The 22,931-nt window shown below is 63.3% G+C and carries 8 protein-coding genes and 3 pseudogenes; 7 read left to right on the top strand and 4 right to left on the bottom strand.

What is annotated here, in order from left to right:
• Window positions 1-334: 334 nt before the first annotated feature.
• Together P6U29_RS34960 and P6U29_RS34955 are read right to left on the bottom strand one after the other, a co-directional pair.
• The gene (locus P6U29_RS34960; protein WP_407114737.1) at window positions 335-2,011 is read right to left on the bottom strand and encodes a recombinase family protein; all 1,677 of its coding nucleotides are present in this window, start codon (window positions 2,009-2,011) and stop codon (window positions 335-337) included.
• A gap of 9 nt (window positions 2,012-2,020) precedes the next feature.
• Entirely contained in the window at window positions 2,021-2,299 is a 279-nt protein-coding gene (locus P6U29_RS34955) for a hypothetical protein (protein WP_407114736.1), read from the bottom strand.
• Between the two features lie 254 nt (window positions 2,300-2,553).
• Between P6U29_RS34955 and P6U29_RS34950 the strand changes: the two genes are divergently transcribed.
• The 3 genes and pseudogenes from P6U29_RS34950 to P6U29_RS34940 form a co-directional block, all read left to right on the top strand.
• Window positions 2,554-2,856 (top strand): hypothetical protein, encoded by a 303-nt coding sequence (locus tag P6U29_RS34950; RefSeq protein WP_407114735.1) that lies wholly within the window; start codon window positions 2,554-2,556, stop codon window positions 2,854-2,856.
• Window positions 2,853-3,284: a PIN domain-containing protein gene (locus P6U29_RS34945; protein ID WP_407114734.1), complete on the top strand. Its 432-nt coding sequence runs from the start codon at window positions 2,853-2,855 to the stop codon at window positions 3,282-3,284. Before P6U29_RS34950 ends, P6U29_RS34945 begins: the two co-directional genes overlap by 4 nt.
• A 529-nt stretch (window positions 3,285-3,813) precedes the next feature.
• A pseudogene (locus P6U29_RS34940) lies at window positions 3,814-4,819 on the top strand (IS3 family transposase); the annotation flags it as partial.
• A 259-nt stretch (window positions 4,820-5,078) separates the two neighbouring features.
• On the opposite strand, the gene P6U29_RS34935 reads toward P6U29_RS34940, so the two are convergent.
• Together P6U29_RS34935 and P6U29_RS34930 are read right to left on the bottom strand one after the other, a co-directional pair.
• Window positions 5,079-5,945, bottom strand: a complete 867-nt coding sequence (locus P6U29_RS34935; protein ID WP_128942680.1) for a hypothetical protein — start codon at window positions 5,943-5,945, stop codon at window positions 5,079-5,081.
• 518 nt (window positions 5,946-6,463) lie between these two features.
• Window positions 6,464-6,733: a hypothetical protein gene (locus P6U29_RS34930; protein ID WP_407119613.1), complete on the bottom strand. Its 270-nt coding sequence runs from the start codon at window positions 6,731-6,733 to the stop codon at window positions 6,464-6,466.
• Here P6U29_RS34930 and P6U29_RS34925 point away from each other — a divergent pair.
• The 4 genes and pseudogenes from P6U29_RS34925 to P6U29_RS34910 all read left to right on the top strand — a co-directional run.
• Window positions 6,614-7,186, top strand: a pseudogene (locus P6U29_RS34925) (formyltransferase family protein); the annotation flags it as partial. The gene P6U29_RS34930 and the pseudogene P6U29_RS34925 sit on opposite strands and share 120 nt — an antisense overlap.
• A gap of 1,260 nt (window positions 7,187-8,446) precedes the next feature.
• The gene (locus P6U29_RS34920) at window positions 8,447-12,853 is read left to right on the top strand and encodes an amino acid adenylation domain-containing protein (RefSeq protein ID WP_407119503.1); all 4,407 of its coding nucleotides are present in this window, start codon (window positions 8,447-8,449) and stop codon (window positions 12,851-12,853) included.
• A gap of 29 nt (window positions 12,854-12,882) precedes the next feature.
• A pseudogene (locus P6U29_RS34915) lies at window positions 12,883-14,954 on the top strand (condensation domain-containing protein); the annotation flags it as partial.
• 15 nt (window positions 14,955-14,969) lie between these two features.
• Window positions 14,970-22,916 carry an amino acid adenylation domain-containing protein gene (locus P6U29_RS34910; protein WP_407119502.1) on the top strand — a complete coding sequence of 2,649 codons (7,947 nt, stop codon included), beginning with the start codon at window positions 14,970-14,972 and terminating at the stop codon, window positions 22,914-22,916.
• The last annotated feature ends 15 nt before the right edge of the window (window positions 22,917-22,931 follow it).

Raw genomic sequence — 22,931 nt, 5'->3', positions numbered from 1 at the left:
AGGAGCTGGCGAAGCCCATATTCTCGATATCAAACCAGCCGTTATCGTTCCCTTGCACCTCCACACTATGCGCGATGGGGCTTGGGCTGTCGCGGAGGTGTTTCACCTAACCCTAAATCACTGCCCCCGAGTCCCGCCGCAGCGGTCTGACGCACGATCGCATTTCGAGCCGCGTTATCCGCAGTCGCGGCATCGTGCGCGCGATTGTTCAGGCTAGCCGCAACGATCGGAGCTTTGGGTCTTCTTGCCGCAAAGATAGAGAACGGCAGGCATTGGGTGGGGGCTTCGGTGGTAACGCTCCCTCGTTTCCAACCCCGCAGCCGCAGCCCACTCCTCATGATTTGACGGAAATCACCAGCGGCGCCAGTCTGTGCGGGCGGCTGTTGCGGGTCCCCGCAACCACCGATGCTTGCGATACCAAGCCATCCAGAGCCCCGGCCTCCGAAAGGAAGTCGGGGTTTTTCTTGCCCGCCGCAAAGCGCAGGATCGCGGCCAGGTCACCCCGCAATACGACCGCTAGCTCTTCGCCATTGGGGACGAGTGTCACCTGATCGACCAACGCGCGGAAAACCTCCGCCGCTTCGGCTCTCTCGCCTTCACTTTTCAGGCTCTCGTACAGGGCGGCCACACGTGATGGTAGATCCCCCGCCATATTCGGGTGGAGGAAGGGCGGCGGCTCCTCCGCGTTCGCGAGGAGGTCGACCAACTCGGCCTTTCGTGCTTCCAGAGCGCCAATCTTGTCCTTCAACTTCGCTCCTGGCACACCCTCAAGGATGGCTTGAATCGCTTTGTCCAGCTCGCGCTCAGTCCGCTCGAGCTCGCGCCTCTGCACCTCGATATCGGCCCCGCGCTCGATCCTCAGCCGATTCACCTCCCGGGTAAATTCTTGGCAGAATTCCTTGAAAAGTTCCGGCTCCATGAGATGCGTTTGGAGGCCTCTCAACACGGACGCCTCCAACGCATCGCGCCGGATGTTCAATCGGTTATTGCACGTTCCTTTGTTGCGCGCCGTTGCGCAGCCGAGCAGATTCTTCGAAACCATTGTGTACCCGCCGCCGCAGCATCCGCACTTCACTAGACCGGCGAAAAGGTATTTGGGGCGGCGGCGCTCATTGAGCTTGTTCTCGCCAGGCGCCGACGGCTCGTAGGCGAGCGCCTGCTGACGCGCCGTAACCGCATTCCATGTTTTCTGATCAACAATACGCAACTCGGGGACTTCTTGGACCACCCATTCAGGATTCAGCCAAGAAACGCGCTTTCCGGTATCCGGGTCTTTGAGATAGCGGAGGCGATTCCAGACGAGACGGCCGACATAGAGCTCGTTGTTGAGGATGCCAACGCCGCGCTTTGGATTGCCGTGAATGGTCGATGGCCCCCATTCAGCGCCCTGCGGTCCAGGCACACCTTCGCGGTTCAAATCGAAAGCGATTGTGCGCGAGGACTTGCCTGCGAGGTAGTTTGCGAAAATTCGGCCGACGACAGCAGCTTCGGCGTCATTGATGGTCCTGTCGCCGCGGATCGGCTCGCCATTGGCAGCGAACTGCTTGACGACATCATAACCGAAGCACAGTCCCCCGCCGGACTTCCCGCATTCGACTCGGCCGCGCAGACCTCGCCGCGTCTTGTCGGCCAAGTCCTTCAGGAACAGGGCATCCATCGTGCCCTTCAGCCCGACGTGGAGATGCGTGACGTCTCCCTCCGAGAAAGTCACGATCCGCACGCCGGCAAAGGCCATACGCTTGAAGAGCCCAGCGATGTCCTCTTGATCGCGGCTGAGGCGGTCCATCGCCTCAGCCAGCACAATAGCGAATTTCCCGCGAGTTGCGTCGCTGATCAGTTCCTGGATGCCGGGCCGAAGCAGCGATGCACCGGAGATCGCCCGGTCTGTGTAGCTGTCGACCACCGTCCAACCTTGCTTCTCGGCGTGGAGGCGGCAGAGCCGCAACTGATCTTCGATCGATGCGTCGCGCTGATTTTCGGACGAGTAGCGAGCATAAAGTGCGATCTTCATGACGCCTCCTTAGTCCCGGGGACGGTCACGCTTCCGGCTGTCAGTTTCGGCTTGAACGAAGTCCCGCGCGGCTTGCCGGGCGAGCAGTCGCACCAGATTGACAAGGCGAGGATCTGGCTTGGACGCGACGAACTCAACCGTGGCTTCGGGCGCCACATCGGCGACCATGCGAGGCTTTTCTGCCCTTGTTCCTCTGGGTCGCGCCACCGCGGCGTCCTTGCTGTTGCGCGGATCGCTCCGCATCGTGACAAAGATGACGAGTCGCGGCGGCAACGCAAGAAAGAACATTCAGCGATATCAACGTGTTGCGTCGTAGTCGTGCGCCGATTCAAGATGCGAAGCGTAGCCCGTCGGGAAATCGCAAAGTCGAGCGCACGAAGAACATTTTCGTGATCGCCTCTCGGAGCTGCAATTTGGTTGATCCCAACGTCGGTCAATGCACCGCCCTCATATCGCCGCTGCTGACACCACACAGGACAATTGCAATCTTGCGGCAAATCCGTAATTCGGCTATATAACCAGATATACTATGGAGGCGGTCGGTGAGCAATAGTGCGCAGAAAAGGGCGATCGAAAAATACCGATCTCGGCTGACCAAGCGGGGCATCGTGCGGTTCGAGCTCCAGGCCCTCGAGGCCGACCGCGACCTCATCAGAACGCTTGCCCGTAAGTTGACCGAGGAAGGGCCAGAAGCTGGGCATCTTCGGCGCACGGTGCAACAGGCCGTCTCTGGCGAGCCACCGAAGCCTGGTGGCATCCTGACCGCGTTGCGTCGCTCACCGCTCGTTGGCGCCGATCTCGACGTGACGCGCCCACGTGAAGAAGGGCGCAAGGTCGACCTGTGACACGCTATCTTCTCGACACCAACATCATCAGCAATGTCGTCAAGCCGCAGCCATCGGAATCGCTCCTGGCTTGGATGGCGGCACAGCGCGACGAGCATTTGTTCATCACCTCGCTTACCCTCGCCGAAATCCGTCGCGGCATCCTGGAGAAGCCAAACGGCAAAAGACGAGCAGCGCTCGACGCCTGGTTCTCAGGTCCCGAGGGGCCTCAGGCTTTGTTCGCGGGCCGCATCCTGCCGTTCGACGAGAAAGCGGGCCTCGTCTGGGCGGGATTAATGGCGGAAGGGCGAGCCGCCGGCCGGCCACGCAGCGGGCTCGACATGATCATCGCCGCCGTGGCCGCTGCGAACGACTGCGTCGTGGTAACGGACAACGAGAAAGATTTTGCCGGGGTCCAGGTCATCAATCCGATCCGAGGATCGATGTGATGCCGCGGCAAATTGGAGAGCGTTGAGGCCGATCATCGAGCATCTTGAAGAGCTTCATGATGACGCCTACCGCAGGACTGCGGTGTTCGTTTCGGAACTTCCTCTCAGCGGCAGACGCCGGTTCGATGACCGGCCATAAGAAGAGGGCGTTAGTTCTCCTGACGCCCCGCGCCTGATGCTGCGCGCCGACGTGCTGGTTCAATTCCCCTGGCCGAAAATCGACTAGTCACATAACCAATTGAAGGTTTTCGTGGTCGATTGCGGCCGATACCAACAGGAATACCAATAAGTTCAAGGGCAATATTGGCTGGCAAAAATAAATCTTGAGGCATCGCGGCAGCTAACACGGCTAAGGCCGTTCCGGTCGCAGACGAAGGAGCGGAGGGCAATGATCCCCTTCTGAAAGATCGGACCCGTCTTGAGCTCGAACCCGTGGCCGCCTACCCGAGCCTGCAGCTCGTTCCAGATTCGATCATCGGACCAGTTATCGACGCTATCAGCGGGGTAATACATGCGCTGCACGTCCGGCAAGGCCGGGATCAGCCAGGCGACCTATTTCAACTGGAAGAAGAGGTATGACGGTCTGCTGCCGACCGAGATCCGCCGGCTGAAGCAGCTCGAGGAGGAGAACGGCAAGCTGAAGAAGCTGGTGGCCGATCTCAGCCTCGACAAGGAGATGCTGCAGGACGTGATCCGCCGAAAGCTATCAAGCCTGGCTGGAAGCGCAAGCTGGTCAACGAGGTCTGTGGCGAGTGGCAGGTCTCGATCCGCAAGGCCTGCGAAGCCCTCGAGTTCGATCGGTCGACCTACCACTACGAATCCCGTTGCCCCGGCCAGGCTGCCCTCGAACAGAAGATCAAGGAGATCTGCCACGTTCGTATTCGCTACGGTTATCGTCGCGTCCTGCTGCGTCGTGAAGGCTGGCGCCATGGCCAGAACAAGACGCGGCGCCTCTATCGCGAATTGGGCCTGCAATTACGCAACAAAACGCCGAAGCGCCGGGTCAAGGCCGAACTGCGCGATGATCGCAGGGCGGCGACGCGATCGAACGAGACCTGGGCGATGGACTTCGTCCATGACCAGTTGGCGACCGGACACAAGCTGCGCGTGCTCACGATTGTCGATACTCCCGCTTCTCGCCGGCGCTGGCGCCACGGTTCACCTTCCGCGGCACCGATGTCGTGGGGGTGCTGGAAAGGGCCTGCAAGGAAGTGGGATTCTCGGCAACGATCCGCGTCGATCAAGGCAGCGAGTTCGTGTCGCGCGATCTGGACCTTTGGGCCTACCAGCGCGGTGTGACGCTGGACTTCTCGCGGCCCGGTAAGCCAACCGACAACGCGTTCATTGAGGCCTTCAACGGCCGCTTCCGGGCCGAATGCCTCAACGCCCACTGGTTCCTATCTCTTGCGGACGCCCAGCAAAAAGTGGAGACTTGGCGCAGCTACTACAATGAAGAACGGCGCCATGGGGCAATCGGCAATCGACGACCGATTTTGCTGCACACCCACGTCGGCGCAACCAGCCCGCCAACGTGATCACGGCGAAAAACTCTAATTCTGGATGGTCCAAAGTTCGGCCTCGCTGCAAGAGGCGCAAAACTCTAGTTCTGAGTGGTCCAAACTTCGGTCTCGCTGCAAAACTTCGGTGTCGCTGCAAAAACCCCGAGACTCTAACTGCCGCTGGATGAAAAGCAGTGGCAGGTCACTCCTTCGTCAGGCTAATCGCTGTCGCTCAGGGCTGCTGCTCATGCACCCTTGAAGCAAGACACAACTTTCAGGAAAAGTGGGGACTACGCTAGGCCAATGCCACGGCTATCCTTCGAGTGCCCGGTGCCGATGTCCAATTGTTCACCGCATGCGCCCAAGTTAGGTTGTTCAGAATAACAAGGTCCCCTGGTTTTAGCTTGAGAATAATCTCGTCACAAAAAAGTTTCTCGTAATCGGCGCCTGAACACCAGCTCCGTCCTGCATTAACGGGGTCCAGTTGGTGCAACTCAAAACCGTCCGGCGGGAACTTGAGAAGTTCGCGCTCCTGCAACATCCGAACGAAAAAGTGAAGACAGCTTTGGTCAACACTACCAATGTTATCCCAAAGGACATTCACATCGCGCCCTAGGAGAAGGGAAAAGCTTCTTTTCGGCCTTGCCATAACAATCGCCAGCAAAAGGCCCGGGATCTCGGATTTCACCTCGGCTACTATTTGGTCATCTGGTACCAAATAGTCATCCGGCGAGCTCAGACGATAAAGTGCTTTGGCACGAGTGATCATGCCCCGAGACAATGGTTTTGATCCAGGTAATATTTTTGTCGTTTTTTCTCGTAAAAGTCCCCATGCCTCACTTGTGTCATCGATGTTCAATAGGATTGTTTCTCCTCCGTCTTTACTATTTTCGAAACAATAAAAGCACGACAACTGCATATTAGATATTCTATCTCCTTCGGAATGCGGGGTGACAAACTGATAATCATCTCGGGAATTAACGCTCATGAAGTATTTGTTGATCCGCCGTCGGTGACCAAGAAAATCGGAAAAGCCGGCCTCCAGCTCTAGCTTCTTTTGCAATCCCAGTTCACCGGCAATTTGATGTACGAGGCCGTCCGCCTCGCTCGGTGAGACATTACGAATCAAAATGACACAGTCTCGACTGAGTGCCTCGATCACGCAAGTCACATCCAAGCCGCTGCACCCAAGGGTCAACAGCATGCGCCGATGTGAGAGATCAGGAGTCAGTTGTGGTTGCGACATTCGCCGTGGACCCGTTCTTCGTCGCTTTCGTCGCCTCACGAGCAAGGGCCGTGCCACAGACGTCAGCGGGCATTAAGCGAAAACGCTACTTAGTGCCGAGCCCCGGCCAATCTGCGAAAACGCGATGCGTGGCGAACTTTGCAACATCGAGCGGAATCCCTGCCGCAGGACCCTCTCTCACTCGACGAGCAGACCACCTGGAGAAAGCAGCGGCCAGCATTTTGGCTCGCAAAGGCAATTCGGGCAAGGCGCGGGCGCCCGATCTTGAGTGGTCGTCGCTGTTGACGGCGCGTGCTGTTGTGTTGAGCTCTGTTCGGTTCAAGGCGTTAATGTCCCAAGCCCGACGGCATGACGGCAAAATTCTGGCAGCCCGGCGAGAAGCGAATTGTTTTCTTCAGAATGAGTTCGCAGAAGGTCATTGGCGCGTCCGTTACTTAACGTGAGCGCCAAGGAGATTCTGCTGTACGCGCGGTGATGACGGCGGCTGTTGCAGAGCTTCCGACGACTTTGCGGACGCCCATGCGGTGATCGTCGCCAATGACGTCCGTATTGTTGTGCTGAGCTGTGTCTGGTTCAGGACGTCGATGTCCCAAGTCCGACAGCGGCATTTCGAGCGAGGCGCGCGTTGTTTCTTCCGGAAACGCTCGCAGCGTCATTGGTATGTCGATTGCTTGAAATGCGGGGTGATCCGTTACGGCCTTCATCGTAACCCCTGTCTAAGAGTTCAGATGAAACTTGCTACACCGGTTGGCTCTTGCATCTTTGTTGGTGGTGGTACGCTAGCTATTAGATGTGCTCAGCTAGTGATGGAGATGGGCCACGTGATCCGGGCGGCGCTGTGTGCCGACGCCATATTCCGCGATTGGGCCGCTCTCGCCGATATCTTGTGTGTGACGAGCATTGAAGAGCTATCTGCGCTGCTCAACGCCGAGCCAGTCGAGTGGATATTTTCCGTTGCCAATCCGTTCATATTGCCAGCAGATGTGTTTGGGAAAGCGCGTAGAGGCGCTTTCAATTACCACGACGGTCCGTTGCCGCGATATGCCGGAACTCATGCGACGTCTTGGGCGCTTCTTGCCCGAGAGACCGAACATGGCATCACGTGGCATCGTATCGATCACGGTGTTGGTACTGGTGAGCTGGTCGTCCAACGCCAAGTGTTGATTGCGACGAGCGATACTGCGCTGACGCTGAATCTCAAATGTTATGAGGCTGCTATCGATGGCTTCCGCGAGCTTCTAACTGGCTTAACAAATGGAGAGCTTAGTGCTCGTCCGCAAGCGCTAGCGGACCGAAGCTTTTTCCCGAAAGGTCGACGCCCAGATGCTGGGGGCTGTCTGCGATGGGATCGATCCGCACAAGATCTGGAAGCGATGACGCGCGCCTTAGACTTTGGCCCGTATCATACCAATCCATTGGGGTTGTCCAAGGCTCTCGTTGGCGATGACGTTATCGTCGTCAGGCGCTTGGAAGTGACGGCTCGGCGCTCGGGCTTTGCTGCGGGGTCTTTAGTTGAGATCCACCCCAGCCACTGGCGTGTGGCGACAGGGACAGAGGATGTTGATGTTTGGCTTAGCAGCTTGCATGGTAAGGCTCTGGATGCGCGGGCACTCGCGAGGCGTTCTGATTCCCATGTAGGCGACCGCCTCCCGATTCTGAGCGATGACGAGGCGCGGAGCATAACGGTTGCGCATGAAATGTTGGCGCCTCGTGAGAGTTTTTGGCGACGGCGGCTTGAACAGTTCAAAACATCCCAGCTTTCCTTTTTGTCGTCTTCAGTAGCTTTGGCTGCACCTCAATGGCAGTTGAGTTCATGGCGAATTCCAGGTGCTTTGGCTGAGCTGTCTCCCAGTAATCGCACGGAATTCTTGCTAACGGCTTGGCTGATCTACCTAGCCCGCATCACGGGAGAATTAGAGCTTCAATTGGGATGGACTCCCGCGCCGAGTGGATCGCGAGCGGGCTTGAAAGCGCTCGAGGTGCTTGTCGCTTCTGTTGTGCCGATGGCAATTACCATCGATCTCGACAATGATTTTGCAGAGGCGCGCACGGTGGTGGCGGCCGAATTCGCTCAGCTGAAGGAGCAGGATAGCTTCGCGCGAGATCTTATCGCGCGCTGCCCAACGTTGCTCGGTGTGGAGGCGTTACGATTGCGCCGGCCCTGGCCCGTTGGCGTTATGCTTACTGTAAGTGGCGAGTCTGCCACTGGTGACCTAGCTTCGAGCCCGACTTCTGAGGCAGCCCTGCCCGGTGAGGCGTTAACATTTGAGGTTTGCGCTCTAGATGGGAGCTTTCGATGGCACTTTGATGCAAGTCGCTTGGAGCCCAAGCATATCGACCGTATGACCCAGCACTTGCAAAATTTGCTATGTGCTGTGAGGGCAGATCCGCGGCAGCCGGTGGGGCGGATTGAACTCTTGTCATCCGCTGAGCGCGCGTATCTGCTGGAGGAGCTGAACCGGACGGCATCGGCCTATCCGTCGGACCTGTGCATCCACGAGCTGTTCGAGGCACAGGTTCGCCGTGCGCCGGACGCGGTGGCGGTGGTCCATGAGGAGGAGCGGCTAAGCTATGGCGAGCTGAATGCGCGGGCCAACCGCTTGGCGCATCATCTGATCGGGCTCGGGGTCAGGCCGGACCAGCCGGTGGCGATCTGCGTTGCGCGCAACGTGGCGATGGTGGTCGGGCTTTTAGCGATCCTCAAGGCGAGCGCGGCGTACCTGCCGCTGGACCCGGCCTATCCACCGGCGCGGCTGCGGCAGGTTCTCGACGATGCGGCGCCACGAGTGCTGCTGGCCGATGCGGCCAGCCGATCCGCGCTGGGCGCCGATGCGCTGGCCGATGTGAGCGTGGTGGATCTGGAGACGGCCATGCCGGCGTGGGCAAACCTGCCGGCGTCGGATCCGGACCCGCGCGCGCTTGGCCTCACCTCACGCCATCTCGCCTATGTGATCTACACCTCCGGATCAACAGGCACCCCCAAGGGGGTCATGGTCGAGCATCGCGGAGTGGTGCGTCTGGTGTCGGAGAACGATTTCGTCGAGATCTCGCCGCAGGACGTTTTTCTCAACGCTTCCTCGCCGACATTCGATGCGACCACGTTCGAAGTCTGGGGAGCCTTGGCGAACGGCGCCAGTGTTGTGCTCTATCCTGAACGCTATCTCTCGACGGCAACGCTGGCCCGGATCATCCAAGACCAAGGCATCACTATCGCTTGGATGACTGCGCGGTTGTTCGACGTCTATGTCGCGGAGGGGCGGAGCACCAGTGGGCTGCAGCAACTGCTGGTCGGGGGCGAAGAGGTCTCAGCCAGTTCCATCAGAGCATGTCAGAAGCGACATCCGACGCTGCGAATCTCAAATGGCTACGGCCCGACCGAGAACACCACCTTCAGTCTCTGCTACCCGGTGCCTGCTGGCTTCGATGGCCAGCAGCGGGTGCCACTGGGACGACCAATCCGGAATTCGGTGGTCTATCTGCTGGACGGTCATGGTGCGCCGGTTCCATTTGGCGCGGTCGGGGAGCTCTACGTCGGCGGGGCGGGGGTGGCGCGCGGTTATCTGAACCGGCCCGAGCTGACCGCGGAGCGGTTCATCGCCAGTCCCTTTGTCGACGGCGACCGGCTGTACCGCACCGGCGATCTGGCGCGCTACCTGCCGGACGGCAATCTGGAGTTTTTGGGCCGCAACGACGACCAGGTGAAGATCCGCGGCTTTCGGATCGAGCCGGGCGAGATCGCGGCGCGGCTTTGCGAGCACCCGTTCGTGCGCGAGGCGGTGGTGGTGGCGCACGAGGGCCCCGGCGGCGAGCAGCGTCTTGTCGCCTATGTGGTGTGCGCGCCGGAAGCAGCTTCGAACGGGCTGGATGGAAGCGAGCTTGCCGGCGCCTTGCGCGCCCACATAAGTGCGCACCTGCCGGAGTACATGGTGCCATCGGCGTTCGTGCGGCTGGCGGCGCTGCCGCTGACGCTGAATGGCAAGCTGGACCGCAAGGCGCTGGCTGCGCCGGACGATGAGGCGTATGTGCGCGCCGCCTATGAGGCGCCGCAAGGCGAGATCGAGATCACGCTGGCACAGATCTGGGCCGAGCTGCTCGGTGTGGAGCGGGTCGGACGCCATGACCACTTCTTTGCGCTCGGCGGGCACTCACTGCTGGCGGTGCAACTGATCGAGCGTTTGCGGCGGCGGTCGCTGGGGGTTGAGGTGCTCACGCTGTTCGCCACGCCGGTGCTGGCCGATCAGGCCGCAAGCCTGGGCAGTCATCAGGAGGTGGCGGTCCCGGCCAATCGGATCACCGAACAGAGTACGGCGATCACGCCAGAGATGTTGCCGCTGATTGAGCTGGCGCAGGGCGAGATCGACCGGATCGTCGCCACAGTGCCCGGCGGGGTCGGCAACATCCAGGACATTTATGGCTTGTCGCCGCTGCAGGACGGCATCCTGTTCCATCATCTGTTGGCGACAAAGGGCGATCCGTACCTGCTGGTCTCGCAGATGGCGTTTGCCGATCGTGGCGTGTTGGAGCGCTATCTTGCTGCGGTCCAGCGGGTGGTGGACCGGCACGACATTCTGCGCACCTCGTTCGTCTGGGAGGGGCTGTCGCGCCCGGCCCAGGTGGTGTGGCGCCACGCATCGCTGGAGGTGAGCGAGGTCGAGCTGGACGGGTCTGCTGGTCCTGGCGCCGCGCAGCTTAAGGATCGGTTTGATCCGCGCCAGCACCGCATCGAGCTTGGCCGAGCGCCCTTGTTGCGGTTTGTGATCGCGCGCGAGCCCGGCAGCGCGCGCTGGCTGCTGCTGGAGCTGCAGCATCATCTGATCGGAGACCACACCACACTGGAGGTGATGCGTGCCGAGGTCCGCGCTGAGCTGGAGGGGCGGGCGCATGAGCTGACCGAGCCACAGCCGTTCCGCAATCTGGTGGCGCAGGCGCATCTCGGCGCTGATGCAAAGGCGGATGAAGCGTTCTTCCGGGAGCTGCTGGCAGACATCGACGAGCCGAGCACGCCGTTCGGCTTGAGCGAGGTGCGCGGCGACGGCAGCGGGGTTCGAGAGGCGCAGCGGATGCTGCCGCAGCAGCTGAACGCGCGGCTGCGCAGCCAGGCGCGACGGCTGGGGGTGAGCCTGGCGAGCCTGTGCCATCTGGCCTGGGGTCAGGTGGTGGCGCGCAGCAGCGGGCGCGAGCAGGTGGTGTTCGGCACGGTGCTGTTCGGCCGCATGCATGGGGGGGCGGGTGGCGACCGCGCGATGGGGCTGTTCATCAACACGCTGCCGCTGCGGCTTGATCTTGACGGGACCGCGGTCGAGGCGAGCGTGCGGACCACCCACGCGCGGCTGGCCGAGCTCTTGGCCCACGAGCAGGCCTCGCTGGCGCTGGCGCAGCGCTGCAGCGGCGTTGCGGCGCCGGCGCCGCTGTTCAGCGCGCTGTTGAACTACCGCCACAACACGCCAATGGCGGTCTCCGCCTCCGCACCCGATGATGTGCTGTCCGGCGTGGAATGGCTGGGCGAGGAGGAGCGCACCAATTATCCGCTGACCTTGTCGGTGGAGGATTTTGGCGAGGCGCTCGGGCTGACGGCGCAGGTGACGGAGGGCGTCTCAGCGGATCGGGTCTGCGGCTACATGCAGCGGGCGCTGGAGCAGCTGGCAGAGGCGCTGGAGCGGGCGCCGACCATGCCCGTGCGGGAGCTGGACATCCTGCCAGCGGACGAGCGCACCTATCTGCTGGAGGAGCTGAACCGGACGGCGGCGCCGTATCCTGCGGAGCAATGCATCCATGAGCTGTTTGAGGCCCAGGTGCGCCGTGCGCCGGATGCGGTGGCGGTGGTCTACCAGGACCAGCGCGTAAGCTATGGCGAGCTCAACGCACGGGCCAACCAGCTGGCGCATCATCTGATTGCAATTGGGGTGAAGCCGGACCAGCCGGTGGCGATCTGCGTTGCGCGCAGCGTGGCGATGGTGGTCGGGCTGCTGGCGATCCTCAAGGCCGGTGGCGCCTATCTGCCGCTGGATCCGGCCTATCCACCGGCGCGGCTGCGGCAGGTTCTCGACGATGCGGCGCCGCGAGTGCTGCTAGCCGATGCAGCGGGGCGATCGGCGCTGGGCGACGATGCGCTACGCGATCTGACGGTGGTGGATCTGGCGGCGACGATGCCGGAATGGGCAAATCTGCCGGCGTCGGATCCGGACCCGCGTGCGCTTGGCCTGACCTCACGCCATCTCGCCTATGTGATCTACACCTCCGGATCCACAGGCACCCCCAAGGGCGTCATGGTCGAGCATCGCGGCTTGGTCAATCTCAGCTTGGCTCAGATCGGGCTTTTTGGCGTTTGTTGCAACAGCCGCGTGGTGCAGTTCGCCTCCTTCGGTTTTGATGCAAGCGCCTCGGAGCTTGTTATGGCGTTTGGTTCGGGAGCCACATTGCATTTGCCTGCGGATGAGCTCCGTCAAGCGAGTAACAAGCTATCGGATTATCTGCGAAGCGAAGCCATCACGCACGCGACGCTGCCTCCAGCCTTGCTTCAGGCAAGCCAGAAGCTGGAAGGCTTGGGATCGCAAGTTCTCATTCTTGCTGGAGAGCTGCCGAAGGCAGAACTCATCCGGAGTCTGGCTCCAGCATCCATTATCAATGCTTATGGACCTACCGAAGCAACAGTTTGTGCGGCGACCTGGAGTTGCCCCGATGGGTTTGATGGGGCCATTGTCCCGATTGGCCGCCCGATTGCGAACACGCGCGTGTATCTGCTGGATGATCATGGCGGGCTGGTGCCGTTCGGTGCGGTGGGGGAGCTCTGCATTGGCGGGGCGGGGTGGCGCGCGGCTACCTGAACCGGCCCGAGCTGACCGCGGAGCGGTTCATGGCCAGTCCCTTTGTCGACGGCGACCGGCTGTACCGGACCGGCGATCTGGCGCGCTATCTGCCGGACGGCAATCTTGAGTTTTTGGGTCGCAACGACGACCAGGTGAAGATCCGCGGCTTCCGCATCGAGCCCGGTGAGATCGCGGCGCGGCTTTGCGAGCACCCGTTCGTGCGCGAGGCGGTGGTGGTGGCCCAGCAGGATGGCGCCGGCGAGAAGCGGCTGGTGGCCTATGTGGTGTGTGCGCCTGAAGCTCAATCGGATGAGCCGGATGGCGGTGGAGCTGAGCTGGCCGCCACGTTGCGGGCGCATGTGGGCGCACACCTGCCGGACTACATGGTGCCGGCCGCGTTTGTGCGGCTGGCGGCGCTGCCGCTGACGCTGAACGGCAAGCTCGATCGCAAGGCGCTGCCGGCGCCGGACGATGAGGCGTATGCGCATCGCGCCTATGAGCCGCCGCAGGGCGAGATCGAGACCACGCTGGCACAGATCTGGGCCGAGCTGCTCGGTGTGGAGCGGGTCGGACGCCACGACCACTTCTTTGCGCTCGGCGGGCACTCGCTGTTGGCGGTGCAACTGATCGAGCGTTTGCGGCGGCGGTCGCTGGGGGTTGAGGTGCGCACGCTGTTCGCCAGGCCGGTGCTGGCCGATCAGGCCGCAAGCCTGGGCAGTCATCACGAGGTGGCGGTCCCGGCCAATCGGATCACCGAACAGAGTATGGCGATCACGCCAGAGATGTTGCCGCTCATTGAGCTGGCGCAGGGCGAGATCGACCGGATCATCGCCACGGTGCCGGGCGGCGTCGGCAACATCCAGGACATTTATGGCTTGTCGCCGCTGCAGGACGGCATCCTGTTCCATCATCTGTTGGCGACAAAGGGCGATCCGTACCTGCTGGTCTCGCAGATGGCGTTTGCCGATCGTGACCTGTTGGAGCGCTATCTTGCTGCGGTCCAGCGGGTGGTGGACCGGCACGACATTCTGCGCACCTCGTTCGTCTGGGAGGGGCTGTCGCGCCCGGCCCAGGTGGTGTGGCGCCACGCATCGCTGGAGGTGAGCGAGGTCGAGCTGGACGGGTCTGCTGGTCCTGGCGCCGCGCAGCTTAAGGCTCGGTTTGATCCGCGCCAGCACCGCATCGAGCTTGGTCGAGCGCCCTTGTTGCGGTTTGTGATCGCGCGCGAGCCCGGCAGCGCGCGCTGGCTGCTGCTGGAGCTGCAGCATCATCTGATCGGAGACCACACCACACTGGAGGTGATGCGTGCCGAGGTCCGCGCTGAGCTGGAGGGGCGGGCGCATGAGCTGACCGAGCCACAGCCGTTCCGCAATCTGGTGGCGCAGGCGCATCTCGGCGCTGATGCAAAGGCGGATGAAGCGTTCTTCCGGGAGCTGCTGGCAGACATCGACGAGCCGAGCACGCCGTTCGGCTTGAGCGAGGTGCGCGGCGACGGCAGCGGGGTTCGAGAGGCGCAGCGGATGCTGCCGCAGCAGCTGAACGCGCGGCTGCGCAGCCAGGCGCGACGGCTGGGGGTGAGCCTGGCGAGCCTGTGCCATCTGGCCTGGGGTCAGGTGGTGGCGCGCAGCAGCGGGCGCGAGCAGGTGGTGTTCGGCACGGTGCTGTTCGGCCGCATGCATGGGGGGCGGGTGGCGACCGCGCGATGGGGCTGTTCATCAACACGCTGCCGCTGCGGCTTGATCTTGACGGGACCGCGGTCGAGGCGAGCGTGCCAACCACGCATGCCCGGCTGGTCGAGCTCTTGGCCCACGAGCATGCCTCGCTGGCGCTAGCGCAACGCTGCAGCGGCGTTGCGGCGCCGGCGCCGCTGTTCAGCGCGCTGTTGAACTACCGCCACAACACGCCAATGGCGGTCTCCGCCTCTGCACCCGATGATGTGCTGTCCGGCGTGGAATGGCTGGGCGAGGAGGAGCGCACCAATTATCCGCTGACCTTGTCGGTGGAGGATTTCGGCGAGGCGCTCGGGCTGACGGCGCAGGTGGTGGAGCCTATCTCGGCGGATCGGGTCTGCGGCTACATGCAGCGGGCGCTCGAGCAGCTGTCGGAGGCGCTGGAGCATGCGCCGACCACGCCCGTGCGCGAGCTGGACATCTTGCCACCGGACGAGCGGGCGTATCTGCTGGAGGAGCTGAACCGGACGGCTGCGGCCTATCCGTCGGACGTGTGCATCCATGAGCTGTTTGAGGCCCAGGTGCGGCGTGCGCCGGATGCGGTGGCGGTGGTCCATGAGGAGGAGCGGCTAAGCTATGGCGAGCTGAATGCGCGGGCCAACCAGCTGGCGCATCATCTGATTGCAATTGGGGTGAAGCCGGACCAGCCGGTGGCGATCTGCCTGCAGCGCAGTCCGATGATGGTGGTGGGGCTGCTGGCGATCCTCAAGGCGGGTGGCGCCTATCTGCCGCTGGATCCGGCCTATCCGTCGGCGCGGCTGCACCAGGTGCTGGAGGATGCGGCGCCCCACCTGTTGCTGGCCGATGCGGCGGGGCGCGCCGCCTTGGGCGATGTGGGCGTCGATGCGAGCGTGGTGGAGCTCGATGCGGCGGCACCGGCGTGGGCCAGCCTGCCGGCGTCGGATCCGGACCCGCGTGCGCTTGGCCTCACCTCACGCCATCTCGCCTATGTGATCTACACCTCCGGATCAACAGGCACGCCCAAGGGCGTCATGATTGAGCATGCGAGCACGGTGAACCTGCTGCATTGGAGCAGCGACGTGTTTACGGCATCAGAGATCAGCCGCACGCTGTTTGCCACCTCGATCAGTTTTGATCTGTCCGTCTATGAGTGCTTCGTTCCGCTTTCGCAAGGAAGCACGCTTTACCTTGTCGAGAATGCGCTGGCGCTGGCCGAGAGGTCTTTGGATATCTCTTTGATCAACACAGTGCCCTCGGCGATCGCCGCTCTGGTCGACAGGAAAGCAGTGCCGGCTTCGACCAGCGTCGTCAATTTGGCGGGCGAGTGGCTGAGAGCGGAACTGATCGAGAAGATCTTTGCGAGCAGTCGGGTCCAGAAGATTTGTAATCTGTACGCGCCTTCTGAAACCACCACGTACTCAACCTGGATCTGCGTGCGAAGGGGGGACGTTGTCGTTGAGACGATTGGCCGTCCGATTGCGCACACGCGCGTGTATCTGCTGGATGATCATGGCGGGCTGGTGCCGTTCGGTGCGGTGGGGGAGCTCTGCATTGGCGGGGCGGGGGTGGCGCGCGGCTACCTGAACCGGCCCGAGCTGACCGCGGAGCGGTTCATGGCCAGTCCCTTTGTCGACGGCGACCGGCTGTACCGGACCGGCGATCTGGCGCGCTATCTGCCGGACGGCAATCTTGAGTTTTTGGGTCGCAACGACGACCAGGTGAAGATCCGCGGCTTCCGGATCGAGCCGGGCGAGATCGCGGCGCGGCTTTGCGAGCACCCGTTCGTGCGCGAGGCGGTGGTGGTGGCGCACGAGGGCCCCGGCGGCGAGCAGCGTCTTGTCGCCTATGTGGTGTGCGCGCCGGAAGCAGCTTCGAACGGGCTGGATGGAAGCGAGCTTGCCGGCGCCTTGCGCGCCCACATAAGTGCGCACCTGCCGGACCACATGGTGCCATCGGCGTTTGTGCGCCTGGCGGCGCTGCCGCTGACGGTGAACGGCAAGCTGGACCGCAAGGCGCTGGCTGCGCCGGACGATGAGGCGTATGCGCGCGCCGCCTATGAGCCGCCGCAGGGCGAGATCGAGATCACGCTGGCACAGATCTGGGCCGAGCTTCTGGGTGTTGAGCGGGTCGGACGCCACGACCACTTCTTTGCGCTCGGCGGGCACTCGCTGTTGGCGGTGCAACTGCTGGAGCGGCTGCGGCGGCTGGCGCTGGGGGTCGAGGTGCGCACGCTGTTCGCCACGCCGGTGCTGGCCGATCAGGCCGCAAGCCTGGGCAGTCATCAGGAGGTGGCGGTCCCGGCCAATCGGATCACCGAACAGAGTCCGGCGATCACGCCAGCGATGCTGCCGCTGATTGAGCTGACGCAGGGCGAGATCGACCGGATCGTCGCCACGGTGCCGGGCGGCGTCGGCAACATCCAGGACATTTATGGCTTGTCGCCGCTGCAGGACGGCATCCTGTTCCATCATCTGTTGGCGACAAAGGGCGATCCGTACCTGCTGGTCTCGCAGATGGCGTTTGCCGATCGTGACCTGTTGGAGCGCTATCTTGCCGGGGTTCAGCGCGTGGTGGATCGGCACGATATCCTGAGGACGTCATTTGTCTGGGAAGGGCTGTCGTGCCCGGCTCAGGTGGTATGGCGGAACGCGCCGCTGGAGGTGAGCGAGGTCGAGCTGGATGGCGCTGCTGGTCCTGGCGCCGCGCAGCTTAAGGCTCGGTTTGATCCGCGCCAGCAGCGCATCGAGCTTGGCCGAGCGCCCTTGTTGCGGTTTGTGATCGCGCGCGAGCCCGGCAGCGGGCGCTGGCTGCTGCTGGAGCTGCAGCATCATCTGATCGGGGATCACACCACGCTGGAGCTGATGCATGCCGAGGTCCGGGCCGTGCTCGAGGGACGCGAGGATGAGCTGGCAGCGCCGCAGCCGTTCCGCAACCTGGTGGCGGCGGCACGGCTGGACGTTGGAGCAAAGGCGCATGAAGAGTTCTTCCGGACGATGCTGGGTGACATCGATGAGCCGTGCACGCCCTTTGGCTTGTGCGAGGTCCAGGGCGACGGCAGCGGGACTCGTGAGGCACAACGGATGCTGCCGCAGGCGCTCAGCGCGCGGCTGCGCAGCCAGGGGCGGCGGCTGGGGGTGAGCCTGGCGAGCCTGTGCCATCTGGCCTGGGGTCAGGTGGTGGCGCGCAGCAGCGACCGCGAGCAGGTGGTGTTCGGCACGGTGCTGTTCGGCCGCATGCATGGCGGCGCCGGCGCCGACCGCGCGATGGGGCTGTTCATCAACACGCTGCCGCTGCGGCTTGATCTTGATGGGACCGCGGTCGAGGCGAGCGTGCGAACCACGCATGCCCGGCTGGCCGAGCTCTTGGCCCACGAGCAGGCCTCGCTGGCGCTGGCGCAACGCTGCAGCGCCGTTGCGGCGCCGGCGCCGCTGTTCAGCGCGCTGTTGAACTACCGCCACAACACCGCGGCAGTCGCCAGTGCAAGCGATGGCAGTCTGGTCGGCGTGGAATGGCTGGGCGAGGAGGAGCGCACCAATTATCCGCTGACCTTGTCGGTGGAGGATTTCGGCGAGGCGCTCGGGCTGACGGCGCAGGTGACGGAGGGCGTCTCAGCGGATCGGGTCTGCGGCTACATGCAGCGCGCGCTCGAGCAGCTGGCGGAGGCGCTGGAGCGGGCGCCGACCACGCCCGTGCGGGAGCTGGACATCCTGCCACCGGACGAGCGGGCGTATCTGCTGGAGGAGCTGAACCGGACGGCTGCGGCCTATCCGTCGGATCGATGCATCCATGAGCTGTTCGAGGCCCAGGTGCGCCGTGCGCCGGATGCGGTGGCGGTGGTCTACCAGGACCAGCGCGTCAGCTATGGCGAGCTCAACGCACGGGCCAACCAGCTGGCGCATCATCTGATTGCAATTGGGGTGAAGCCGGACCAGCCGGTGGCGATCTGCGTTGCGCGCAGCGTGGCGATGGTGGTCGGGCTTTTAGCGATCCTTAAGGCCGGTGGCGCCTATCTGCCGCTGGATCCGGCCTATCCGTCGGCGCGGCTGCACCAGGTGCTGGAGGATGCGGCGCCCCACCTGTTGCTGGCCGATGCGGCGGGGCGCGCCGCCTTGGGCGATGTGGGCGTCGATGCGAGCGTGGTGGAGCTCGATGCGGCGGCACCGGCGTGGGCCAGCCTGCCGGAATCGGATCCGGACCCGCGTGCGCTTGGCCTCACCTCACGCCATCTCGCCTATGTGATCTACACCTCCGGATCAACAGGCACGCCCAAGGGGGCACGGAATGAGCATCGGGCTATCGTCAATCGCCTGATGTGGATGCAAAATGCCTATGGTCTCAACGCAACTGATGTCGTGTTGCAGAAGACGCCATTTAGCTTCGATGTCTCGGCCTGGGAGTTCTTCTGGACCTTGCTTGAAGGGGCAATCCTGGTGCTGGCGCCGCCCGGTGCGCACAGAGATCCCGACGCATTGGTCGACTTGATCATCGGCCAGCGCATCACGACGGTTCACTTCGTGCCATCCATGCTGGTCAGTTTTATGGATGCGAAGAGTGTTGACCGCTGCAGGTCGCTGCGGCGTGTTTTATGCAGCGGCGAGGCGCTTCCTGCCGCCAGTGTGCATAAGGTTCGGCGCCTCTTGCCTTGGACGGGCCTGCACAATCTCTACGGTCCGACGGAAGCTGCGATCGACGTGACAGCGTGGAGTTGTCCGGATGAGTTTGATGGCGCTATTGTCCCGATTGGCCGTCCGATTGCGAACACGCGTGTGTATCTGCTGGACGGTCATGGTGCGCCGGCTCCATTTGGCGCGGTCGGGGAGCTCTACGTCGGCGGGGCGGGGGTGGCGCGCGGTTATCTGAACCGGCCCGAGCTGACCGCGGAGCGGTTCATCGCCAGTCCCTTTGTGGACGGCGACCGGCTGTACCGCACCGGCGATCTGGCGCGCTACCTGCCGGACGGCAATCTTGAGTTTTTGGGCCGCAACGACGACCAGGTGAAGATCCGCGGCTTCCGGATCGAGCCGGGCGAGATCGCGGCGCGGCTTTGCGAGCACCCGTTCGTGCGCGAGGCGGTGGTGGTGGCGCACGAGGGCCCCGGCGGCGAGCAGCGTCTTGTCGCCTATGTGGTGTGCGCGCCGGAAGCAGCTTCGAACGGGCTGGAGGGAAGCGAGCTTGCCGGCGCCTTGCGCGCCCACATAAGTGCACACCTGCCGGAGTACATGGTGCCATCGGCGTTCGTGCGGCTGGCGGCGCTGCCGCTGACGCTGAATGGCAAGCTGGACCGCAAGGCGCTGGCTGCGCCGGACGATGAGGCGTATGCGCGCGCCGCCTATGAGGCGCCGCAAGGCGAGATCGAGATCACGCTGGCACAGATCTGGGCCGAGCTTCTGGGTGTTGAGCGGGTCGGACGCCACGACGACTTCTTTGCGCTCGGCGGGCACTCGCTCTTGGCGGTGCAGCTGTTGAGCCGGGTCTCGCAGGCCATTGGCTTCACACTGCCGCTGACCACGCTGTTTGCCAAACCGGTGCTGGCCGATCTGGCCGCGAGTATCATGGATGAGTTGAGCCGCTCCGGCGCGCAAGACCTGCCAGCCATTGTGCCGGTGTCGCGTGAAGCGCCGCTTGTGCTGTCCTTTGCGCAGCAGCGGCTGTGGTTTTTGGCGCAGCTGGATCAGAGCAGCACGAACTATCACATTCCGCTCGGGTGGCGGCTCAAGGGTGGGCTCGACCGCAGCGCCTGGCAGCGCAGCCTTGACCGTGTGTTGGCGCGCCATGAGGCGCTGCGCAGCGTGTTTGTCGCGCCGGAGGGCAAGCCCTGGGTGGAGCTGCTGCCGGAGGATGCGGGGCTGCCGGTTGTGGAGCACGATCTGCGGGACAGGCCGGATGCGGACGAGGCGCTATTGGGTCTGTGCAGGGAAGAGGCGCGCACGCCGTTCGATCTGGCGCGTGGCCCGCTGATCCGCGGCCGGCTGATCCGGATCTTAGATGAGGAGCACGTCTTGCTGCTAACGCAGCATCACATTGTCTCGGATGGCTGGTCGCTGGGCGTGTTGGCGCATGAACTCAGTCAGCTGTACCGGGCGTTCGTGGCCGGAGAAGGCGATCCGCTGCCGCCGCTTGCAATCCAGTATCCGGACTATGCCGCCTGGCAACGGCAGTGGCTGTCGGGCGCGCGGCTGCAGCGCCAGGCGCAGTATTGGCGCAACAATCTGTCTGGCGCGCCGGCCCGTCTGGCGCTGCCGACAGACCGGCCGCGGCCGGCGCAGCAGTCGTTTGCGGGGGCGACGGTCCCGATCGTTATTGATGCGGAGCTGACGCGGGAGCTGAAGCGGCTGAGCCGGCAGCATGGCACGACCTTGTTCATGACGGTGCTGGCAGCCTGGGCTGCGGTGCTGTCGCGCCTGTCGGGACAGGACGATCTTGTGATTGGCGTGCCGAGCGCTAATCGCGGTCGCCGCGAGATCGAAGAGCTGATCGGCTTCTTCGTCAACACCCTGGCGCTGCGGCTGGACCTGTCGGGCGAGCCGAGCGTGTCGGAGCTGTTGGAGCGGACGCGGCGCACGGCCTTGGGAGCGCAGGAGCACCAGGACCTGCCGTTCGAGCAGGTGGTGGAGATCGTGCAGCCGCCCCGGGCTCTTGATCACACGCCGTTGTTCCAGGTGATGCTGGCCTGGCAGAACAACGCCGCTGGGACGTTCGACCTTCCTGGGCTGATGGTGGAGGCGGCGGCAGACGGCTTCGATCAGGTCAAGTTCGATCTGGAGCTGAGCCTTGGCGAGCAGGGTAAGGTGATCGCTGGGACGCTGGGTTATGCCACGGCGCTGTTCGATCAGGCGACCATCGAGCGGCAACGAGGCTATCTGCTGGCGCTGCTGCAGGCGATGGTTGCCGATGCGCGCCAAGCGGTCGGGCGGATTGAGCTGCTGGCGGCCGACGAGCGCGCGTATCTGCTGGAGGAACTGAACCGGACGGCGGTGACGTATCCTGAGCAGCAGTGCATCCATGAGCTGTTTGAGGCGCAGGTGCAAAAAGCGCCGGAGGCGGTGGCGGTGGTCTATCAGGACCAGCGCGTCAGCTATGGCGAGCTCAATGCGCATGCCAACCAGCTGGCGCATCATCTGATCGGGCTCGGGGTCAGGCCGGATCAGCCGGTGGCGATCTGCGTTGCACGCAGCGTGGCGATGGTGGTCGGGCTTTTAGCGATCCTTAAGGCGGGGGGCGCCTATCTGCCGCTGGATCCGGCCTATCCGCCGGCGCGGCTGCGGCAGGTTCTCGACGATGCGGCGCCGCGAGTGCTGCTGGCCGATGCAGCGGGGCGATCGGCGCTGGGCGACGATGCGCTAGGCGATCTGACGGTGGTGGATCTGGCGGCGACGCCGGAATGGGCAAATCTGCCGGCGTCGGATCCGGACCCGCGTGCGCTTGGCCTCACCTCGCGCCATCTCGCCTATGTGATCTACACCTCCGGATCCACAGGCACCCCCAAGGGGGTCATGGTCGAGCATCGCGGCTTGGTCAATCTCAGCTTGGCTCAGATCGAGCTTTTTGGCGTTTGTTGCAACAGCCGCGTGGTGCAGTTCGCCTCCTTCGGTTTTGATGCAAGCGCCTCGGAGCTTGTTATGGCGTTTGGTTCGGGAGCCACATTGCATTTGCCTGCGGATGAGCTCCGTCAAGCGAGTAACAAGCTATCGGATTATCTGCGAAGCGAAGCCATCACGCACGCGACGCTGCCTCCAGCCTTGCTTCAGGGAAGCCAGAAGCTGGAAGGCTTGGGATCGCAAGTTCTCATTCTTGCTGGAGAGCTGCCGAAGGCAGAACTCATCCGGAGTCTGGCTCCAGCATCCATTATCAATGCTTATGGACCGACCGAAGCAACAGTTTGTGCGGCGACCTGGAGTTGCCCCGATGGATTTGATGGGGCCATTGTCCCGATTGGCCGCCCGATTGCGAACACGCGCGTGTATCTGCTGGATGATCATGGCGGGCTGGTGCCGTTCGGTGCGGTGGGGGAGCTCTGCATTGGCGGGGCGGGGGTGGCGCGCGGCTACCTGAACCGGCCCGAGCTGACCGCGGAGCGGTTCATCGCCAGTCCCTTTGTGGACGGCGACCGGCTGTACCGCACCGGCGATCTGGCGCGCTACCTGCCGGACGGCAATCTGGAGTTTTTGGGCCGCAACGACGACCAGGTGAAGATCCGCGGCTTCCGGATCGAGCCGGGCGAGATCGCGGCGCGGCTTTGCGAGCACCCGTTCGTGCGCGAGGCGGTGGTGGTGGCGCACGAGGGCCCCGGCGGCGAGCAGCGTCTTGTCGCCTATGTGGTGTGCGCGCCGGAAGCAGCTTCGAACGGGCTGGAGGAAGCGAGCTTGCCGGCGCCTTGCGCGCCCACATAAGTGCACACCTGCCGG

The sequence above is a fragment of the Bradyrhizobium sp. LMG 9283 genome (genome assembly GCF_045571415.1).
Lineage (GTDB): Bacteria > Pseudomonadota > Alphaproteobacteria > Rhizobiales > Xanthobacteraceae > Bradyrhizobium.
Note: the sequence above shows the minus strand (reverse complement) of the source record. Positions and strands in the feature narration are given on the sequence as shown.